Genomic DNA, 19,939 nt, shown 5'->3' with positions numbered 1-19,939 from the left:
GTGCGGTAGACATGTTGACTTGAAGGGGACTGCCAGTGACAGCGAATGTTTCGGGTTTGAGTGTGCGCGAGATCGCCAAAGAGGCCTACACATACGGCTTCCCCATGGTCGACAACTACCGAATCCAGCACTCCTACTTCATCGATAAGAACAACCCTCAGTACAAGGGCGACTGGAATCAAACCCACAGCATCGCCCGCGTCTTCACACCTGCCGACACCACCATCCAAACGCCTAACTCGGACACGCCGTACACAATGCTCGGCGCGGATCTGCGGGCTGAGCCCTTGGTGCTCACGGTGCCGCCGATCGAGGCAGGCCGCTATTACTCATTGCAGTTCGTCGACGGCTATACCTACGACTACGCCTACGTGGGCAGCCGCACGACCGGTAATGCCGGCGGCAAGTATCTGCTGGCGGGGCCCGGGTGGAATGGTGACAAGCCGCAGGGCATCGACGAGGTGATTCGCTCGGCCACCGACTTCTCGTTCGTCATCTACCGAACCCAGCTGTTCGCGCCCGCTGACATCGACAACGTCACGCGAATTCAGGCCGGCTACACCGCCGAACCGCTGTCGGCCTTCGAGGGAAAGAGCGCAGCCACGGCTACACCGACGGACTTCATCACCCCGCTGACCCCCGATGAGCAGAAGACCTCGCCGAAGTTCTTCCAGATCCTCAACTTCGTCCTCAAGTTCGCGCCCGTGCTGCCCGACGAGAAGGAGCTGCGGGACCGATTCGCGACCATTGGAATCGGCCCCGACGGCCACTTCGATCCAGACACCATGAGCAAGGAGACGCTGCACGCCGTAAAGGACGGCATGGCCGACGCCTGGGCAGAGCTGACGACGTTCCAAAAGGAGAAGCTGAACACGGGCCGCGTCACCTCCGGGCAGCTGTTCGGCACCCACGCAGAACTGAAGAACAACTACCTCTACCGCATGGCAGGGTCGGTATTGGGGATTTACGGCAACGTTGCGGCCGAGGCCATGTACCCGGTAATCGCGACGGACTCGAGCGGCGCGCCACTGACCGGAGCCGGCACGTACACACTGCGGTTCGGGCCCGGGCAGCTGCCGCCGGTGAACTCGTTCTGGTCGATCACGATGTACAAGATGCCCGAGAGTTTGTTGGTGGCCAACTCCATCGACCGGTATCTGATCAACTCGCCGATGCTGCCGAGCCTGGTTCCCGATCCGGACGGTGGATACACGATCCACATTCAGAATCGCTCGCCCGGCATCGGTTACGAGTCCAACTGGCTACCCGCACCGGAGGGACCATTCCAGATGATCCTGCGGCTGTACTGGCCCACGGAAGAAGCGCTCAACGGCACGTGGAATGGCCCCCAAGCGGTCAGGAGCTGACTACTTCCAGACCAGCAGGTCTTCGACCCCGTTGTTGTAGACCACCGAGGTCGGCGCGGGTCCGGTGACGTCGAAATACAGCTTGCCCCAGGACGTGTCGCCCTGCTGCAGGGTCGCGCCGCTGATGCCCTGCGGTGTGGCGGCCTGCCACAGCACCGGGTAGTTGGCCCCGTTGGCGCGTGCGTTGAAGTCCGGGATGATCGGCGTGACGGTGCCCCTGGCGGCGCGCACCTTGGCCGTCGCCTCCCACAGCGTGCCCGCGAGCGGGTAACCGGGGATGGTGTCGGTGCTGGGCTTCAGGCCGGAGACCTTCCAGATCGTGATCACCTGGTCGCCGTTGTCGACGAGGTGGTTCCAGCCGCCGAACTTGTCGACGCTCGGATCGGCCGCCGCGACGGGCGCCAGCACGACCGACAGGCTCACTGCTGCGGCCAGCGCCGCCGCTTTCATCCTCATGGCCGCAGACGCTATGGACGCCGGATGAACAGCAGTCAACCTAGATGCGAATTCCAGTTGCGCTGCATGTCAACGGAATCTGGCTTGAGAACCTATGCGCCCTTGAGCCGGATCTTCCAGCGCACCAGCGACAGGTACCCGATGCACAGCGCGCCGAGCATGCCCATGTTGAACCACCACGCTGACGCGGTGTGCTCCCAGTGCCGGTCCTTCGGCGTCAGCGGGCCCGGCACCAACTTGATCAGGTCGATGGTCGAGGCCGACGCCGCGAAACCCCAGCGCGCCGGGGTGAACCAGGACAGCTGATCGAGCACCAGGCGCCCGGTCACCGGGATCATGCCGCCGGAGAACACCAGCTGGCTCATGACGGCGACCACCAGCAGCGGCATGATCTGCTCGTTGGACTTGGCCAACGCCGAGAGCGCCAGACCCACCATCGCCGCGGTCACCGTCGTCGCCGCCATCACCACGAACAGCTCCAGCGTGGGGCTCAGGAACGTCAGCGAGCCCTGGGTGGGCCCGCCCTTGCCCGCAATCGTGATCGCGGTGACGATCGTCGACTGCACGATCGCGAACACCGCGTAGATGCAGACCTTCGCCAGCAGGTATGCCGTCGTCGACAGCCCGACGGCTTGTTCTCTTCGGAAGATCGGCCGTTCACCGATCAGATCGCGCACGGTCAGCGCGGTACCCATGAAGATCGCGCCGACGTTGAGCAACACCAGGATCTGGCCGGGCTCGTTGGGCGCATCACCCATCGGGTTGGGTACGCCGAAGCCCACGGTGCCGGGCACCGACAGCGACAGCACACCCATGATGAACGGCAGCAGCGCCAGGAACGCGAAATAGCCACGGTCAGAGATGATCAGCCGCATCTGGCGCCGCGCGATCGTGGAGAACTGGCGCAACAGGCTGGTGTGCGTCGGCTCGCCCATGTTCGACGGCGTCTCCACCGGCGGTGGTGGGGGAGCGGGCCCGGTCTGCTGCAGGTAGCGCTGGTACGCGCCGTCGGGATCACCGGCGACCGAGCTGAAGATGTCGGCCCAGTTGGTGGTGCCCATCGCGGGCCCGATCTGGCTGGGCGGACCGCAGAACGCCGTCTTGCCGCCGGGCGCCAGCAGCAGCACCTGGTCGCACACGTCGAGATAGGTCAGCGAGTGCGTGACCACCAGCACCACGCGGCCGGCGTCGGCCAGCTGTCGCAGCATCGTCATGACCTGGCGGTCCAGCGCCGGGTCCAGGCCGGACGTCGGCTCGTCGAGGATCAGCAGCGACGGGCCGGTCAGCAGCTCGAGGGCCACCGACGCGCGCTTGCGCTGACCGCCGGAGAGCTTGTCCACCCGGGTGTTCTGGTGCTGGGTCATCTCCAGCTCGGCGAGCACCTGGGCCACCACCTGCTGCCGGTCTTCCTTGGTGGTGTCCGGCGGCAGTCGCAGCTCCGCGGCGTACATCAGTGCCTGGTTCACGGTCAGCTGGCCGTGCACCACGTCGTCCTGCGGCACCATGCCGATCCGGGAGCGCAGCGAGGCGTACTCGGCATGGATGTTGTGACCCTCGAAAGTGACTGTGCCACTTGTCGGATGGGTGTAGCCGGCGACCAGTCGGGCGAACGTCGACTTGCCTGCGCCGGACGGGCCGATCACCGCGGTCAGCGTGCCGGGGCGCGCGGTCAGCGAGATGTTGTCCAGCAGCGTCTTGTTGTGCTCGATCGTCCACGTCACCGCGCGTACGTCCAGGCCACCGGTGGCGGTGGCCGCCGACGTCTCGGTGCGCCGGACCAGGGTGCCCCCGGCGAAGACGAGGTCGATGTTGCCGATCGTGACGGTGTCGCCCTCGTTCAGCATCGCGGTGTCGACCCGGCTGCCGTTGACGAACGTGCCGTTGATGCTGCGGTTGTCGACGATCTCCATGCCGCCCGGCGTCGGGATCAGCGTGGCGTGGTGGCGCGAGGCCAGCACATCGGGGATGACGATGTCGTTGTCGGTCGCGCGGCCGATCTTGATCGCGCCCGGTGGCACGTCGCCGGGCGCGCCCGGGCGCAGGATCTTCAGCATCGACGTCGCGAGATTCGACGACGACTGTGCGGGCTTGCCGACGGCCGGACGCATCTGGGTGGGCGCCGCCGCCTGCTGATGGCCCACCGGCCCCGTCGCGGCAGGCGGGTGGTAGGTCGGCTGGGCCCGCGAGCCACTGGTGGGATACACCGGCGGCTGGTGGGTGGGCTGGGCTTGTGACGGCGGGGGCTGCCACTGCCCGGCGGTCGGCGCTCCCCGGCTCGGGTTGGCCGGCCACGAGGGCGACGACGGCGGAGCCGACACCCGCACCGACGAGGTCTGCGGTGGGCGTCCCACCGAGCCCTGATGCCGGCCCAGGCCGAAGCTCATCGGGGGCCCGTCGGGATTGCCGACGTTGATGGTCAGGCCGTCACTGATGTCGACGGACGGTACCCGGCGGCCATTGACGAACATGCCGTTCAGTGAGCCGTTGTCGATGGCCATCCATCGGCCGTGGTCGAAACGGAGCACCAGATGGGCGCGGGAGATCAAGGGGTGGGCGATTCGCACGTCGGCACGGAGGTCGCGGCCTACCACGACGTCGTGCCCTGCGGCGAAAGTACGCTCCGACCCGTCGTACCGAACTGTCAGATCGGGCGCGGCTGGTCGAGTCATCGAGAGCAACTCTATCGGTAACGGCCCCGTCGGCCCGTCAGGCAGGACCGCCCGTCACCACGCACAGGGTCCGCGAGTAGATGGTCGGCATGCATTTGTTGCAGTGCGTGCACAGCGACTTCACCGAGTGGGCGTCGCCGTCGGCCTGAATGCGATTAAGCAGGTCGGGCTCGGCCAGCAGCGCGCGGCCCATCGCCACGAACTCGAATCCCTCGGCCATCGCGCGGTCCATGCTTTCGCGGTTGGTGATGCCGCCGAGCAGGATCAGCGGCATGGTCAGCTCTTTGCGGAACTGTTCGGCGTCGCGCAGCAGGTAGGTCTCCCGGTAGGGGTATTCCCGCATGAACTTCTTGCCGGTCATCCGCATGCCCCAGTTCAGCGGCCATTTCTGCGCCGCGGCGAACTCTTTGACCGGGGCATCGCCGCGGAACAGGTACATCGGGTTGAGCAGTGAGCTGCCCGCGGTGAGTTCGATGGCGTCCAGGCCGCCGTCTTCCTCCAGCCACTTGGCGGTCTGCAGCGACTCCTCGATCTGGATCGAGCCGCGCACTCCGTCGGCCATGTTGAGCTTGGCGGTCACCGCGATCGGGGCCGGACCCAGGCGTTCGACCTCGCGGCGTACCGCCATCACGATGCCGCGGGCCACCTTGGCCCGGTTCTCCAGCGATCCGCCGAACTCGTCGGTGCGTCGGTTGATCATCGGGGAGAGGAACGAGCTGGCCAGATAGTTGTGGCCGAGGTGGATCTCGACGGCGTCGAATCCGGAGTCGATGGCGAATCGGGCCGCCGAAGCGTGCGCTGCGATGACGTTGTTGATGTCGTCGCGGGTGGCGTGCTTGGCGAACTTCATCGACAGCGGGTTGAAGAACCGAACCGGCGCCAATGCGGTCGCCTTGTTGGAGCGGGCGTTCGCGACCGGGCCCGCGTGACCGATCTGCGCGCTAATCGCCGCACCCTCGGCGTGCACGGCGTCGGCGAGCCGGCGCAGGCCGGGCACCGCTTCCGGACGCATCCAGATCTGCCCGCCGTTGGTGCGCCCGCCCTGGCTCACCGCGGTGTAGGCGACGGTCGTCATCCCGATGCCGCCCGCGGCGATCGCCCGGTGGAACGCGATCAGGTCATCGGAGACCACGTCGTCGGGGGTTCGCGCCTCGAAGGTGGCCGACTTGATGGTGCGGTTGCGCAGGGTGATGGGACCGAGTTTGGCCGGGCTGAACACATCGGGCGCACTGTTCATAACCGCAGCTGACCACGCCGAACTCGATGCTGTCAACGACAGCTCCCGGTGCGGTGGAACAATGTGGCGCGTGGTCGCTATCACCCTGGACGGCAAGCTCACCCGCGACGAGATTTTCGTCGATCTGAAGGATCGGGTGGCGGCGCTGACCGCGGCCGGACGCACTCCGGGACTGGGCACCGTCCTGGTCGGCGACGACCCCGGTTCGCACGCTTACGTGAAGGGCAAGCACTCGGACTGCGCAAAGGTGGGGATCACCTCGATCCGGCGCGATCTGCCCGCCGACGTGAGCCAGGCGCAACTCGATGACACCCTCGACGAACTCAACGCCAACCCCGAGTGCACCGGATACATCGTGCAGCTGCCGTTGCCGCGTCATCTCGACGAGAACGCCGCGCTCGAACGCGTCGACCCGGACAAGGACGCCGACGGCCTGCACCCGACCAACCTGGGCCGCCTGGTTCTCGGCAAGGCCGCGCCGCTGCCCTGCACGCCGCGCGGCATCGTGCACCTGCTGCGCCGCTTCGATGTGCCGATCGCCGGCGCGCACGTGGTGGTCATCGGCCGTGGTGTGACGGTTGGTCGCCCGCTCGGCCTGCTGCTCACCCGTCGCAGTGAGAACGCGACAGTGACGTTGTGCCACACCGGAACTCGTGATCTTCCTGAGCTGACCCGGCAGGCCGACATCATCGTCGCCGCCGTCGGTGTGCCGCACATGCTCAAAGCCGACATGGTGAAGCCCGGCGCGGCCGTCGTCGACGTAGGTGTGAGCCGGGTGGAGGGCAAGCTCACCGGCGACGTGCATCCCGATGTCTGGGAAGTCGCCGGCCAGGTGTCGCCCAACCCCGGCGGAGTTGGCCCGCTGACCAGGGCCTTCCTGCTGACCAACGTCGTCGAACTGGCCGAAGCAGCCCAGTGACGGCTCGCGCGAAGCGCCGACTGCCGACCGGCGCGGAGGCGGTCGACTTCATCAGGCGGGTGGTGCGCTCGCAGTGGCCGATCCTCGGTGTCGGGCTGATCTTCGTGGTCGCCTTCGTCTTGGTGGCGGCCGGGTTCTGGCGCCGAGGCTCACTGCTGATCGGCATCGCGGTAGGGGTGGCCGCCGCACTGCGGTTGGTGCTCACCGAGGACCGCGCGGGTCTGCTGGTCGTGCGCTCCCGCGGTGTCGACTTCGCGACGATGACCACGGTCTGCGTGATCATGGTCTACGTCGCCTCGACGATCGACCCGCTGGGCACTAGCTAGTCGTCCTGCGCCCAAACTGCAGAAGTTGAACACATCGCCCGGCAAGGGGCGCGAACAAGTGCACTTTCGGCGCAATCGATAGTTTTGCACACTGGGCAATCTTGCACAGTGTGCAACTTTGTGGGTACCGTAGCGGCATGGACGGATTGCGCGAACGCAAAAAGGCCGACACCCGCAGGGCGCTCAGCGACGCCGCCCTGCATCTGGTCTTCGAGCGCGGGCTGGACAACGTCACCCGCGAGGCCATCGCCGAGCGCGCCGGGGTGTCCCTGCGCACGTTCAACAACTACTTCGCAGGCAAGTACGAGGCGATCGCCTACCGCCAGATCGAGCGAATGCGCCGCAGTCTCACGGCTTTTCGCTCGTGGCCGGCGGGTGAGCCACTCTGGACGGCGATCACCGAATCGGTGCTCGAGCCGCTGCTCGCCGAGATGGGCGAGGATTACGCCCCGACGCGCGCGCAATTGGACCAGCTCGTCGAGCTGAACATGGCCATCGAGGTGCGCAATGCGTTGGCCAACAATCTGATGTCCGAATGGATCGAGGCGATCGCCGAGCGCACCGGGACCGACCCGGCGCGCGACATGTATCCGCGCCTGGTCGCCGCCAGCATCCGTGCCGTCGCCGAAGCGGCCATGGACACCTACATCACCGCCGACCCGCCCGTTCCGATCGTCGGCCTGATGCGCCGCGCCTTCGCCGATGTCGTTGCAGGACTTCCCGAACCGAAGAGGAAATCGTCATGATCGAGAACCACGAAGTCGTCATCTCCGGCGCCGGGCCCAATGGCCTGATGCTGGCCTGCGAACTGGCCCTGGCCGGGATCACCCCGGTCGTCCTCGACGCCCTGCCCGCTGCCGGCGACGAGCCCAAGGCCAACGGCCTTGTCGGGCAAGTGGTTCGGATGCTCGATATGCGAGGCCTGTATTCGGCGTTCACCGGGGAGGACAGGCCGCAGGCCTTGCCGGGATGGATGTTCTCCGGGATGCAACTGGCCTATCCCGACCCGTCCACCAGCCCGATGTACGCGATGATGATGCCGCAGCCCCGGCTGGTCCGACTGCTCGAGAAGCGTGCCCGCGACCTCGGTGTCGATCTGCGGTGGGGTCACGAATTGACGGCGCTCCAGCCGGGTGAGGACGGTGTCGCGCTGAGCGTCGCCACCGCCGACGGCATCTACGAGCTGACCGCCGGCTACCTCGTGGGCGCTGACGGTGGGCGAAGTCTGGTGCGAAAGAGCGTCGGCATCGACTTCCCGGGCACCACGTCGGAGACGGTGGCGCGGCTGGCCCAGGTGGAGGTGCCCGACGAGCTTCGCGCCCCCGACGGTGGCTTGAACATCCCCGGTGTCGGCCATATCGCGTTCGGGCACAACAGGTTCGACAGAGGAATGGTGCTGGCCGGCAGCCTTCAGCCGGGTGTGCTGCTGGTGGGTACCCGCGAGGAGGGGCGCGCCGACGAGGACGGTCCGCTGACACTGGCCGAACTGCGCGCCAGCCTTCAGCGGATCTTGGGCGTCGACGTGCCGCTGGAGGAGCCCCGCGGCCCGGGGCCGCACGCGAAGCGCCGGATCGACGGCCAGAACACCAGGCAGGCCGAGCATTACCGGGCCGGCCGTGTCCTGCTGCTCGGCGACGCCGCCCACGTGCACTCGGCGATGGGTGGCCCCGGGCTGAACCTCGGCCTGCAGGACGCGGTGAACCTCGGCTGGAAAATGGCTGCCGAGGTCAACGGCTGGGCGCCACCCGGACTGCTCGACAGCTATGAGACCGAGCGCCATCCGGTTGGCCGCCGCGTCATGATGCATTCGATGGCCCAGAGCGCGCTGATGGCATCGGGTCCCGAAGTGGCCGAACTGCGTGCGCTTTTCACCGAGCTGATCGCGATCCCTGAGGTCACCCAACACCTGGGGCGGCTGCTCGCCGGCTCGGATGTGCGGTACGACGTCGGTGACGACCACCCGCTGTCCGGCTACCTCGTGCCGGACCTGACCCTCGACGACGGGCGGCCGGTGGCAGGCCTGCTGCACAACGCCCGGCCGGTGTTGCTCGATCTGTGCGGAGGTGCCGCCGCGGCGCAGGCGGCCGACTGGACGGACCGCGTGGACATCGTGCAGGGACAACTGGCCGAGGGCCCCGCCGCCCTTCTCATCCGCCCCGACGGTTACGTGGCTTGGGCCGCAGACGATTTCGAGGAGTCCGATGCCCAGAACCTGAAGGCGGCGCTGTCCCGCTGGTTCGGACACCCCGAGTGAGCCGTCAACGCTGATCCCGGCGGTCCGCTTTGTCGGCATACATCGACTGATCGGCGTGCGCCATGAGGTCGGAGACGCTCTGGTCGGCTCCCGTGTCCGCGGTGTGGCCGACGCTCACGCTGACCTCACACGGGCACCCGTCGCCGGCGCCGAGATCCCGGATGCGTCGGCGAACGTGTTCGGCTGCCGCTCGGACCGAGTGGGGGTCGGAATCGACCAGCCCGACGCAGAATTCGTCACCACCGATGCGGGCGACGAAGTCGTTGGCTCCGACGAGCTTGCGCAGCACCTCGGCGATAGCCACCAGCACGTGATCGCCGGCCATGTGACCGTGTTCGTCGTTGATGGCTTTGAAGTTGTTGACGTCCAACATCAACAGGTTCACGTGCCCGCTACCGAGCCGAGACCGGGACAGTTCTTCCTCCAGGCGTTCCAGAAGCCCGCGTCGGTTCAGCAGCGAAGTCAGGGGATCGGTACTGGCCAGCACCGCGAGCTGGCGCTGCAACGATGTCAGTTCGGTGATGTCGTGGGACGTGCTCAGGACGGTCCGCAGTTCACCGTCGCCGCGGTATTCGGGCACCACTCGGGTCAGGAAATGGCGGAATCCGTGCGAGGTGGGCAGTTCATGCACCTCCTCGGCCGGCGCCCCGCTGGCCAGGACGCGATCGACAAGGGACTCCCACTGGGCCACCAACTCTGGCGGCAGCCCGATCTCCCGCTTGCTCTTGCCAATGAACGCCTGCGGGGACAGGCCGGTCATCTGCTCGATGGCGGGATTGATGTAGAGGTGGCGGTGATTGCGGTCAAGCCGCGCGACGATGTCGGGCAGGGTCTCCACGATCGAGTGGAAGCCGTCGTTGTACCGCTGCCGCGCCGTCGTCCGGCGAACGATGCCCACACAACTCGACGCGTGGTCGTCGATCGCCTGTACGACGCACGTCCACTCCGGTGCGTCGTCGACGTGAAGGACCGACGGCGAACCGTCGCGGTCGGGCCATCCCTGAGCCAGCCGGGCTCGCAGTGCCTCCTCGCCCGGCCAGCCATCGCCGAGAATCGCCACCGCCTCGAACACCGGCGTCCGGTCGACGATCACGACCTCTGCACCGTCGCGCCGGCACAGGAAAGCCGCAACATCGCCCGCGGCAAGCCAATTGAGCCACTGCTCCCCGGTGCTCATGTCTACGGACCTTAGCGGCCTTCGCTGCCCGTCTCATCCGCGCTGCCGAACTTCACCTGATACATCAGCTTGTCGACCCGTGCCAGCAGGTCGAGCGCGGTGGTGTCCTGCTGATCAGCGACGGCGACACCGACGCTCACGCTCACCCCGATCGGCTCGGCGCCGTCCAACATGATGTTGCTGACGCACTCGTCGATCCGCTGGGCGACCTTGCGCGCAGCGGCCTCGCCGGTGTCGACGAGCGCGACGCAAAACTCGTCACCGCCCAGGCGAGCCGCGATGTGATGAGAATCATTTTCGGACAACAGGATTCGACCCACCGCCTCGAGCACTTGATCCCCGCCGGCGTGGCCGAACCGGTCATTGATGCGCTTGAAGTTGTTCAGATCGAGCACCAACAGACTGAGCTCACCGCGCTCGCGTCGCACGCGCGCCAGCTCGGTGTCCAGTCGCGCGACGAAGCTGCGACGGTTGAGCAGCGAGGTCAACGGGTCGGTTCCGGCGAGTTGTTCCAACTGGTGCTGAAGCCGCTTGAGTTCGGTGATGTCGCGGACCACCGACAAGACGGTCTGGACCCGGCCCTCGTGGTCGAACTCCGGTGTCGCGCGACCCAGATAGTGGCGCAGCCCGCTCGGCCCGGGATAGTCGAATTCCAGTTCCACGGGTTCGCCGGTGTCGAAGACCTGCTGATAGGTCGACTGGAAGGCGCCTGCGAGTTCGTCGGATGTGCCGACCTCGTATTGCGTCCTGCCCAGCCGGGTCTCATGCGGGATCCCGGTCAGCCTGGCCATCGGCGGGTTGGCGTAGCGGTAGCGGTACTCGCGGTCGAAGCGGGTGACCACATCGGGCAGGTTCTCCACGATCGAGAAGAACGCGTCGTTCGGTTCCTGCCACGCCGCAGGCAGGCTCAGGATCGCCAGATGGTCGTCGGCGTCACCGTCAAGCGGCTGCAACGCGCACTGCCAGGGCGGGTCGTGTGCCGCCGCGATCGTGAACGGAGCGTCAGCGCCGGACGTCGGCCACTGATCGGTGAGCCGTTCCAGCAACGAACGTTCGTCGAGCCGGCCGGCGAGGGCCTGCATGACACCGACGAACTCTGGTGTGCGGGAGACGATTGCGACTCCGTCGTCGGCCCTGCGACAGTGGAAGGCCGGAACCGCGGCGGCGGCCAGAGCAGCCAGCCAACGATTCGCCGACATCATGCACTCAGTTCGCCAGCGTAGCCCGAATGCCCACGGTGATGTAGGGCAGCGCCAGACCCGTCGAGTTCGCCAGTGCCGGATGTGTGTTCAGCAAGTTGCGCACCTCGTCGAGGGTCTGGGTGCGCACCTGGGCCGGCGAGGTGATGCAGTAGCTGCGCGACGCCACCAGATCGATAAGTGCTTGCGGCGTCAGGTAACTCGTCCACTCAACCCGGTGATGTTCGACGTCGGCGAACGGCTCGGGCAGCGTGGTGGAGTCGTTGAACTGAGCATTCTCGTGCCCGATGATGCGCCCGAGGTCCTTGACCCAGCCCAGGCGTTCGTCCCGGGCGTTCCACACCAATCCCAGCCGCCCACCCGGTCGCAGCACCCGGGCAACTTCGGCGACGGCTCGTTCCGGATCGAACCAGTGCCAGGCTTGCGCGACCAGAACAGCGTCAACGCTGTTGTCGGCCAACGGAATCTGCTCGGCGGTACCGAGCAGCGCCGGGGTGTCGGGCAGTGCCGAGCTGAGCAACTCCAGCATCTCTGCCAACGGATCGACGGCCACCACGTCCAGGCCGCGCTCGACCAGCCGGGTGGTCAGCTTGCCGGTACCGGCACCCAGATCCAGTACGTCGCGAGCGCCGGGCGGCAGCAGCCAGTCGATGGCCTCCGGCGGATACGACGGGCGGCCCCGCTCGTAGGCCGCGGCCTCGGACCCGAAGGACAGCGAGCGTTCCTGCCGTGACTCCGTCACGGCGTGCGGATACTTCTGCCGTCGGCCAGATCGAGCGTCCGGCGGATCAGGTCGCCCACCGCGTCGGTCTCGACGAGGAAGCCGTCGTGCCCGTAGATCGAATCGACGACGTTGAGCCCGGAACAGTTCGGCAGCAGCGCGGCCAGCTCCTGCTGCAGCCGCAGCGGGTACAGCCGGTCGGAGGTGATGCCGCCGACCACCGTCGGCACCGGGCACGACGCCAATGCCGCCGCGATGCCGCCGCGCCCCCGCCCGACGTCGTGGTTGGACAACGTCTCGGTCAGCGTCACGTAGCTGCCTGCGTCGAACCGGTCGACCAGCTTGGCGCCCTGATACTCCAGGTAGCTCTGCACGGCGTACCGGCCGCCGGCCAGCGTGTCCTCGTCGTCCTGGGCGGCATTGCCGAACCGGTTGTCCAGCTCCACCTCACCGCGGTAGGTGAGGTGGGCGAACCGGCGGGCCAGCTGCAGCCCGACGTCGGGGCGGCGGCCGGTGCCGTGATAATCGCCGCCCTGCCAGTTCGGATCGGCCTTGATCGCCGCGATCTGGGTGCTCTGCGTGCCGATCTGGTCGGCGGTCGCGCGGGCTCCGACGGCCAGCACCAGCGCCGCCCGCACCCGGTCGGGATAGCCGACCATCCATTCCAGTGCCCTGGCACCGCCCATCGAGCCGCCCACCAGCGCCGCGACGTCGGTGATGCCGAGCGCTTCCAGCGCGGCCACGTCGGCGTTGACCTGGTCACGCACCGTGATGATCGGGAATCGCGAACCCCAGGGTTTCCCGTCGCGGGCCAGCGAACTCGGCCCGGTCGAGCCGCGGCAGCCGCCCAGAACATTGGTGGCGATCGCGCACCAGCGGGTGGTGTCGATCGGGGCGCCGGGGCCCGCGACACCGTCCCACCAGCCGGGGGTGGGGTGCCCGGGGCCGGCAGACCCGGTCAGATGCGAATCCCCGGTCAGCGCGTGCAGCGCGACGACGACGTTGTCACGGTCTGCGGAGAGCTCGCCCCAGCGCTGCACGGCGATCGACACGTGTTCGAGCACCTCGCCGCTTTCCAGCGTCAGCGGGCCGATGTCGACGACGCCGATTTCACCTTCGGCGGGCAGGGTCATTACGCGTTCATCGCTGATGGTCATGTCAGGCTCACTCAAAGGGCCGCCACGGCCCGCGGCTTCGAGGCATCCGCCGACACGGACTTGGCGGCGGCGAAGCCGCGCTCCAGGTCGGCCAGGATGTCGTCGATGCCCTCGAGGCCGACGGCAAGTCGGACCAGACCCGGAGTGACGCCGGTGGCCAACTGCTCCTCGGCGGACAGCTGCTGGTGAGTGGTCGATGCCGGGTGGATCACCAGCGAACGCACATCGCCGATGTTGGCGACGTGACTGTGTAGCGTGAGTGCGTTGACGAACGCCTTACCGGCCTCGACGCCGCCGGCCAGCTCGAAGGCCAGCACCGCGCCGGTTCCCTTGGGCGCCAACTTCTTTGCCCTCTCGTACCACGGTGAGGTCGGCAGGCCGGCGTAGTTGACCGACACCACGTCGGAATGCCCGGCCAGGTATTCGGCCACCTTCAGCGCGTTGGACACATGGCGTTCGATCCGCAGGCTGAGCGTCTCCAGGCCTTGAGCGATCAGGAAGGCATTGAACGGCGAGGCCGCCGAGCCGAGGTCGCGCAGCAGCTGAACACGCGCCTTGAGTGCATAGGCCGGCGGGCCGAGCTCGGCGAACACCACGCCGTGATAGCTGGGGTCCGGTGTTGTAAAACCAGGGAAGCGTCCGCTTGCGGTCCAGTCGAACGTGCCGCCGTCGACGATCACCCCGGCGATCGCGGTGCCGTGGCCCCCCAGGTACTTGGTCGCCGAGTGCACCACGATGTCGGCGCCGTGGGCGATCGGCTGGATCAGGTACGGCGTCGCAATGGTGTTGTCGACGATCAGCGGAACGCCGTTGTCGTGGGCCACCTTCGAGACCGCCGGAATGTCCAGGATGTCGATTTGCGGGTTGGAGATCGTCTCGCCGAAGAAGGCCTTGGTGTTCGGCCGGACCGCCGCCTGCCACGACTCCGGGTCGTCGGGGTTCTCGACGAACGTCGTCTCGATGCCCAGCTTCGGCAGCGTGTAGTGCAGCAGGTTGTAGGTGCCGCCGTACAGCCGGGGAGAAGACACGATGTGATCGCCGGCCTCGGCGATGTTCAGGATCGCGAAGGTCTCCGCGGCCTGACCGGAGGCCAGGAACAGCGCGGCCACGCCACCTTCGAGGGCGGCGATCCGCTGCTCGACGGTGTCCTGGGTCGGATTCATGATCCGGGTGTAGATGTTGCCCGGCTCGGCCAGCCCGAACAGCGCGGCGGCGTGGTCGGTGTTGTCGAAGGTGTACGACGTGGTGGCGTAGATCGGCAGTGCCCGGGCGTGCGTCGCGGCATCCGGGGTTTGGCCGGCGTGGATCTGCTTGGTCTCGAAGGACCAGTTCGCGGTCGGATCCGCGGTATCTGACGTGCTCATATGAAAAACGAACCTCCATCTGTTCTGGGGGCCCGTTCTGAGCGGACCCGCGCTTGCCGTGCAGCTAGTTGCAGCTGCTCAACCTGGTCTTCACCCGGAGCACCCCACCGCGGTTGGAGGGTTGCCGGCCAGCGAGCCGGGGCTTGACGCTGGCGCTCATGACCGCTTCAGAGCATAGCGGACCTTCGTAACGGGAGGCCAGCGGGATATCCGGCGTCATGCGGGTACGACTGTGACGCAGACCTCTCAACAGATACGACGACGGCGATCACGTAGGTTCAAAAGCGACGCGATACTGATAGCCGCCAAAGCACCTGACTGACCGCCCGGGAGACAACAGCACATGAGCGCCGAGAACCCGACCATCATCTACACGCTCACCGATGAGGCGCCGCTGCTGGCGACGTATGCGTTCCTGCCGGTGTTGCGCACGTTCGTCGAGGCGGCCGGCATCGACGTCAAGACCAGCGACATCTCGGTGGCCGCGCGCATCCTCGCCGAGTTCAGCGACCGGCTCACCGACGAGCAGAAGGTGCCGGACAACCTGGCCGAACTCGGCGCGCTGACCCAGGACCCGAGCGCCAACATCATCAAGCTGCCCAACATCAGCGCCTCGGTACCGCAGCTGGTCGCGGCCATCAAAGAGCTCAAGTCCAAGGGTTACGACCTGCCGGACTTTCCTGGCGATCCGAAGACCGACGAGGAAAAGGAGATCCGTCAGCGCTACGGCAAGATCCTCGGCAGCGCGGTGAATCCGGTTCTGCGCGAAGGCAACTCAGACCGTCGCGCTCCCAAGGCGGTCAAGGAGTACGCCAAGAAGCACCCACACAGCATGGGGCAGTGGTCGCAGGCGTCGCGCACCCACGTGGCGACCATGAAGACCGGTGACTTCTACCACGGCGAGAAGTCGATGACGCTGGATAAGGACCGCACCGTGAAGATGGTGCTGACGCCCAAGACCGGTGACCCGATCGTGCTCAAGCCCGAGGTCAAGCTCGACAACGGCGACGTCATCGACAGCATGTTCATGAGCAAGAAGGCGCTGATCGACTTCTACGAGAAGGAGATCGAGGACGCCTACAAGACGGGCGTGATGTTCTCGCTGCACGTCAAGGCCACCATGATGAAGGTGTCGCACCCGATCGTGTTCGGCCACGCGGTGAAGGTCTTCTACAAGGACGCCTTCGCCAAGCACGGAAAGCTGTTCGACGAGCTCGGCGTCAACGTCAACAACGGCCTGTCCGACCTCTACGACAAGATCGAATCGCTGCCGGCCTCGCAGCGTGAAGAGATCATCGAAGACCTGCACAAGTGCCACGAGCACCGGCCGGAACTGGCGATGGTGGACTCGGCCAAGGGCATCTCGAACTTCCACTCGCCGTCCGACGTGATCGTCGACGCCTCGATGCCCGCGATGATCCGGCTCGGCGGCAAGATGTACGGCGCCGACGGCCGCACCAAGGACACCAAGGCCGTCAACCCGGAGTCGACGTTCTCCCGGATGTACCAGGAGATGATCAACTTCTGTAAGACCCACGGTCAGTTCGATCCGACCACGATGGGCACCGTTCCCAACGTCGGCCTGATGGCGCAGAAGGCCGAGGAGTACGGCAGCCACGACAAGACCTTCGAGATCCCGGTCGACGGCGTAGCCGACATCGTCGACGTCGACACCGGCGAGGTGCTGCTGTCGTGGGACGTCGAGGAGGGCGACATCTGGCGCATGCCGATCGTCAAGGACGCCCCGATCCGCGACTGGGTCAAGCTGGCGGTCAACCGGGCACGGCTGTCCGGCATGACGACGGTGTTCTGGCTCGACGACGAGCGTCCGCACGAGAACGAGTTGCGCAAGAAGGTGAAGGCCTACCTCGCCGAAGAGGACACCGAGGGCCTCGACATCACGATCCTGCCGCAGGTGTGGGCCATGCGGTACACCCTCGAGCGGGTGATCCGCGGGCAGGACACCATTGCCGCTACCGGCAACATCCTGCGCGACTACCTCACCGACCTGTTCCCGATCCTGGAGCTGGGCACCAGCGCCAAGATGCTGTCGATCGTGCCGCTGATGGCCGGCGGCGGCCTGTACGAGACCGGTGCCGGCGGGTCGGCGCCCAAGCACGTCCATCAGCTGGTGGAGGAGAACCACCTGCGCTGGGATTCCCTCGGTGAGTTCCTCGCGATCGGCGCCAGCCTCGAGGATCTGGGCAACAAGACCGACAACCCGAAAGCCAAGGTGCTGGCGACGACGCTGGACACCGCGGTCGGAGAGTTGTTGAACGCCAACAAGAATCCGTCGCGCAAGGCAGGCGAGCTGGATAACCGCGGTAGCCAGTTCTACCTCGCGCTGTATTGGGCTCAGGCACTTGCCGAGCAAACCGAGGACAAGGAACTGGCCGAGCATTTCGCGCCGCTCGCCAAGACCCTCGCCGAGAACGAGGACGCGATCATCGCCGAACTGGCCGAGGTGCAGGGCCAGGCCGTTGATATCGGTGGGTACTACTACCCGGACCGGGAGAAGACCACTGCGGTGATGCGGCCTTCCAAGACCTTCAACTCCGTGCTCAGCTAGCTCCGGCCTCCGGCTGCCGCACCGGTGGCACGTGGGCGTCGACCCATTCGGTGATCAGGTTCGTGACCCGATCCGGGGCCTCGAACATCGGGATGTGCCCGACACCGTCGAGATGGGTGACCTTGGTGATTTCCGGGATGTTCGTGTGGAAGTGCTTGGTGAACCGTGGATGCGGCAGCACCCGGTCACGTTCACACACCACGAGGTGCGTCGGGACCGACAACTCGGTCAGCTCCATCAGTCCCGGCATCAGCAACGCCTTGATCAGCAGCTGGTAGTAGGCCGGACAGTGCGTGACGTCGTCGAGGATCTCCTGCAGCTGCACCTCGGTCACACCCCGCGGGGTGGCGCTGATCGGCACCGTGGCGGCGGCTTTGACGCCAGGCAGGCGCAGCGCGCGCTCGCCCAGTAGCCGGGCGGTCAGCCACACCGGCAGGCCGGCGACGAACTTGCCGACGATCTCGTATTTCACCGGTGACCAGCGGTGCCAGCCGCCGGCCGGCGCGATTCCGGTCAGTGTCCTGGCCCGGCCGCGTCGCTCGAGCTCGAAGGCCACCCAGCCGCCCAGCGAGTTGCCGACGATATGGGCGGTGTCCCAGCCCATCTCGTCGAGCTGGCGCTCGACGTGGTCGGCCAGGGTCGAGGAGTCCAGGATCAACGACCGGCTGCGCGGGCCACCGTTGTGACCGGCCATCGACGGCGCGAACACCTCGAAGCGGCCGGTCTCGGCCAGCGCGGGCGCAACCTCGGACCAGACGTAGGAGGACATCATGAACGGGTGCAGGAGCAGGATCGGTTCGCCGGCACCTAGACGGATTGATTCGCGGGTCGCCACAACCAGACCGTAAAGGTGATACCGCCGGTACCGCAAGATAGGTTTTCTCCCGTGATCGTGACCACCATCAATGTCAACGGCGTCCGGGCCGCTGTCCGGCAGCGGTCCGCCGAGAACCTCGGTCTGCTGGCCTGGCTGTCGCAGACCGCGGCCGACGTCGTGTGCCTGCAGGAAACCCGCTCCGACGACGAGCAGATCGCCGAGGCGCTGGCCCCGGCGGTGGCCGACGGCTGGCATCTGGCCTCGGCCAGCCCGCATCTCAAGGGGCGCAGCGGGGTGGCGATCCTGTCCCGGACCCCGTTCGCGGCGGTCCGGATCGGCTTGGCGGCAACCGAATTCGAGCTACACGGCCGCTACGTCGAGGCAGATCTGGCCGGTGGTGAAACGGTCGCCAGTGTGTACGTCCACACCGGCGAAGCAGGCACCGACCGCCAGCTGGAGAAGGAACGGTTCATGGCTGCGCTGGCCAAGCGGATGACGGAGCTGACCGCCGATGGACGCGACGCGGTGATCTGCGGCGACTGGAACATCGCCCACACCGAAAACGACATCAAGGCCTGGAAGGCCAACGTCAAGAAGGCCGGCTTCCTGCCCAGCGAGCGGCAGTGGCTCACCGACCTGCTGGACTCCGGCTGGGTGGACGTCATGCGGCGGCTCAATCCCGATGTCGCCGGCCCGTACAGCTGGTGGTCGTGGCGCGGTAAGGCGTTCGACAACGACGCAGGCTGGCGCATCGACTACCACCTGGCCAGTGAGAACCTGGCGGCCCGCGCTGTGGCCGCCCGCGTCGAGAAGCCGGCCCTGTATGCGCTGCGCTGGTCCGACCACGCTCCGGTGACCGTCGAATTCGGCTGAGCCGACACGAATGGGCCGGTCGCCTCGGGGGGATGAGGCAACCGGCCCATGGTCTTGGTGGTCTAGTAGCTTCCGTTGATCCAGGCGCCCCACGGGACGTACGTCGTGGCCGGGGTGGCGTAGGTGGTCGGGGCGTAGAAGTTGCCGGTCGATGAGCTGTCGGTGTACGGCGAGTAGTCGTTCAAGGTAGTCGTCGCGCTGGCCGGTCCGGCGAACGCGAGGGCGGCACCACCGATGACGGCGGCGGCGAGGGCGGGGGCTGCGATCAAGGCCTTGAGGCGGTTCGTGGTCATGACTCAAATCATTCGCTGCCAGATCCAACTCGTCGATCGGCCGCTCAGCCGGTTTTCGTGTCCACCGATCGGGGGACAGCTGTGCACGGCCCTTTGCTCCAAACGCAGTCGCCGAGTCCCCTGACGTGTGCGACAAATCTCGCCCGGGCGGCGGCGGTCTATGGATACGCTGTCAGCCCGACGGGAGTCTGTCCTGTACAAGCCGGGGGGCGCACAGTGGCACAACGCAAACGACGATTGGGTGCGGCCGCCTTTGCGGTGGGGGTGTGGCTGGCCGGTCCGCAAGCCGTCGGCGTTGCCAATGCCGACGCGCCGGAGACGGATTCGTCATCGGTAGCTGCGAAGAACACCCAGCCGCGCCCGACTCGCACCGCGAGATCAGCTCGCCCGGCGCCGCCCGCTGGTGCGGTGTCGCGGGCCGGCGTGAAGTCCAAGGTGTCGACAGTGCCGCGATCGGTGCGGCCGGTGTCGGTGCCTTCTGGTGTGGTGCAGTCGGTTTCGGGGGTGGGGTTGGCGCGTCGTGTGCCGGTTGCGGGGGGTG

General features: G+C 66.8%; 17 protein-coding genes, 1 pseudogene and 1 riboswitch. Of the genes and pseudogenes, 8 read left to right on the top strand and 10 right to left on the bottom strand.

What is annotated here, in order from left to right:
- Nucleotides 1-29 precede the first annotated feature (29 nt).
- Nucleotides 30-1,367, top strand: a complete 1,338-nt coding sequence (locus BST42_RS25215) for a DUF1254 domain-containing protein (protein ID WP_435406069.1) — start codon at nucleotides 30-32, stop codon at nucleotides 1,365-1,367.
- Here BST42_RS25215 and BST42_RS25210 read toward each other — a convergent pair whose 3' ends face one another.
- The 3 genes from BST42_RS25210 to BST42_RS25200 all read right to left on the bottom strand — a co-directional run bounded on the left by BST42_RS25210 (nucleotide 1,368) and on the right by BST42_RS25200 (nucleotide 5,729).
- A complete protein-coding gene (locus tag BST42_RS25210) occupies nucleotides 1,368-1,823 on the bottom strand; it encodes an MPT63 family protein (protein WP_083122215.1) in 456 nt (151 codons plus the stop codon).
- 92 nt (nucleotides 1,824-1,915) lie between these two features.
- On the bottom strand, nucleotides 1,916-4,492 hold the full coding sequence (locus BST42_RS25205) for an FHA domain-containing protein (protein ID WP_083122211.1): 2,577 nt from the start codon (nucleotides 4,490-4,492) through the stop codon (nucleotides 1,916-1,918).
- 37 nt (nucleotides 4,493-4,529) lie between these two features.
- Entirely contained in the window at nucleotides 4,530-5,729 is a 1,200-nt protein-coding gene (locus tag BST42_RS25200; RefSeq protein ID WP_083122208.1) for an NADH:flavin oxidoreductase, read from the bottom strand.
- Between the two features lie 70 nt (nucleotides 5,730-5,799).
- Here BST42_RS25200 and BST42_RS25195 point away from each other — a divergent pair, with 70 nt between their 5' ends.
- From BST42_RS25195 to BST42_RS25180, 4 genes are all read left to right on the top strand, one after another.
- A complete protein-coding gene (locus BST42_RS25195; RefSeq protein WP_083122403.1) occupies nucleotides 5,800-6,648 on the top strand; it encodes a bifunctional methylenetetrahydrofolate dehydrogenase/methenyltetrahydrofolate cyclohydrolase in 849 nt (282 codons plus the stop codon).
- 50 nt (nucleotides 6,649-6,698) lie between these two features.
- Complete coding sequence (locus tag BST42_RS25190) at nucleotides 6,699-6,974, top strand: DUF3017 domain-containing protein (RefSeq protein WP_435406068.1); 276 nt, start codon at nucleotides 6,699-6,701, stop codon at nucleotides 6,972-6,974.
- 137 nt (nucleotides 6,975-7,111) lie between these two features.
- Nucleotides 7,112-7,720 (top strand): TetR/AcrR family transcriptional regulator, encoded by a 609-nt coding sequence (locus tag BST42_RS25185; protein ID WP_083122205.1) that lies wholly within the window; start codon nucleotides 7,112-7,114, stop codon nucleotides 7,718-7,720.
- Nucleotides 7,717-9,228 (top strand): FAD-dependent monooxygenase, encoded by a 1,512-nt coding sequence (locus tag BST42_RS25180; RefSeq protein WP_083122202.1) that lies wholly within the window; start codon nucleotides 7,717-7,719, stop codon nucleotides 9,226-9,228. The genes BST42_RS25185 and BST42_RS25180 overlap by 4 nt, the downstream gene beginning before the upstream one ends.
- Before the next feature lie 4 nt (nucleotides 9,229-9,232).
- Here the strand turns inward: BST42_RS25180 and BST42_RS25175 are convergent, their stop codons facing one another.
- Genes BST42_RS25175 through BST42_RS25155 form a run of 5 tightly spaced genes read right to left on the bottom strand, consistent with a single transcriptional unit; the run spans nucleotide 9,233 to nucleotide 14,846 of the window.
- The gene (locus tag BST42_RS25175) at nucleotides 9,233-10,405 is read right to left on the bottom strand and encodes a GGDEF domain-containing protein (protein WP_083122198.1); all 1,173 of its coding nucleotides are present in this window, start codon (nucleotides 10,403-10,405) and stop codon (nucleotides 9,233-9,235) included.
- A gap of 11 nt (nucleotides 10,406-10,416) precedes the next feature.
- Nucleotides 10,417-11,604, bottom strand: a complete 1,188-nt coding sequence (locus BST42_RS25170) for a sensor domain-containing diguanylate cyclase (RefSeq protein ID WP_165760926.1) — start codon at nucleotides 11,602-11,604, stop codon at nucleotides 10,417-10,419.
- A 7-nt stretch (nucleotides 11,605-11,611) separates the two neighbouring features.
- Nucleotides 11,612-12,346 carry a class I SAM-dependent methyltransferase gene (locus tag BST42_RS25165; protein WP_083122191.1) on the bottom strand — a complete coding sequence of 245 codons (735 nt, stop codon included), beginning with the start codon at nucleotides 12,344-12,346 and terminating at the stop codon, nucleotides 11,612-11,614.
- Complete coding sequence (metX, locus tag BST42_RS25160) at nucleotides 12,343-13,482, bottom strand: homoserine O-acetyltransferase MetX (RefSeq protein ID WP_083122188.1); 1,140 nt, start codon at nucleotides 13,480-13,482, stop codon at nucleotides 12,343-12,345. The genes BST42_RS25165 and metX overlap by 4 nt, the downstream gene beginning before the upstream one ends.
- An 11-nt stretch (nucleotides 13,483-13,493) precedes the next feature.
- Entirely contained in the window at nucleotides 13,494-14,846 is a 1,353-nt protein-coding gene (locus tag BST42_RS25155) for a bifunctional o-acetylhomoserine/o-acetylserine sulfhydrylase (RefSeq protein ID WP_083122185.1), read from the bottom strand.
- Nucleotides 14,847-14,890: 44 nt separating this feature from the next.
- A riboswitch (SAM riboswitch) is annotated at nucleotides 14,891-15,010 on the bottom strand.
- Between the two features lie 179 nt (nucleotides 15,011-15,189).
- Here BST42_RS25155 and BST42_RS25150 point away from each other — a divergent pair.
- Nucleotides 15,190-17,415: an NADP-dependent isocitrate dehydrogenase gene (locus BST42_RS25150; protein ID WP_083122182.1), complete on the top strand. Its 2,226-nt coding sequence runs from the start codon at nucleotides 15,190-15,192 to the stop codon at nucleotides 17,413-17,415.
- Here BST42_RS25150 and BST42_RS25145 read toward each other — a convergent pair.
- Nucleotides 17,408-18,250 (bottom strand): epoxide hydrolase EphH, encoded by an 843-nt coding sequence (locus BST42_RS25145; protein ID WP_110918776.1) that lies wholly within the window; start codon nucleotides 18,248-18,250, stop codon nucleotides 17,408-17,410. The two genes, BST42_RS25150 and BST42_RS25145, sit on opposite strands and share 8 nt — an antisense overlap.
- A gap of 51 nt (nucleotides 18,251-18,301) precedes the next feature.
- Here BST42_RS25145 and BST42_RS25140 point away from each other — a divergent pair, with 51 nt between their 5' ends.
- The gene (locus BST42_RS25140) at nucleotides 18,302-19,105 is read left to right on the top strand and encodes an exodeoxyribonuclease III (protein ID WP_083122179.1); all 804 of its coding nucleotides are present in this window, start codon (nucleotides 18,302-18,304) and stop codon (nucleotides 19,103-19,105) included.
- A 62-nt stretch (nucleotides 19,106-19,167) separates the two neighbouring features.
- Here the strand turns inward: BST42_RS25140 and BST42_RS25135 are convergent, their stop codons facing one another.
- Complete coding sequence (locus BST42_RS25135) at nucleotides 19,168-19,398, bottom strand: hypothetical protein (protein ID WP_083122176.1); 231 nt, start codon at nucleotides 19,396-19,398, stop codon at nucleotides 19,168-19,170.
- A gap of 216 nt (nucleotides 19,399-19,614) precedes the next feature.
- Here BST42_RS25135 and BST42_RS29950 point away from each other — a divergent pair.
- Nucleotides 19,615-19,939: pseudogene (locus tag BST42_RS29950) on the top strand (hypothetical protein); the annotation flags it as partial.

Source organism: Mycolicibacterium rhodesiae, from assembly GCF_002086695.1.
Taxonomy (GTDB): Bacteria; Actinomycetota; Actinomycetes; order Mycobacteriales; family Mycobacteriaceae; genus Mycobacterium; species Mycobacterium rhodesiae.
Note: the sequence above shows the minus strand (reverse complement) of the source record. Positions and strands in the feature narration are given on the sequence as shown.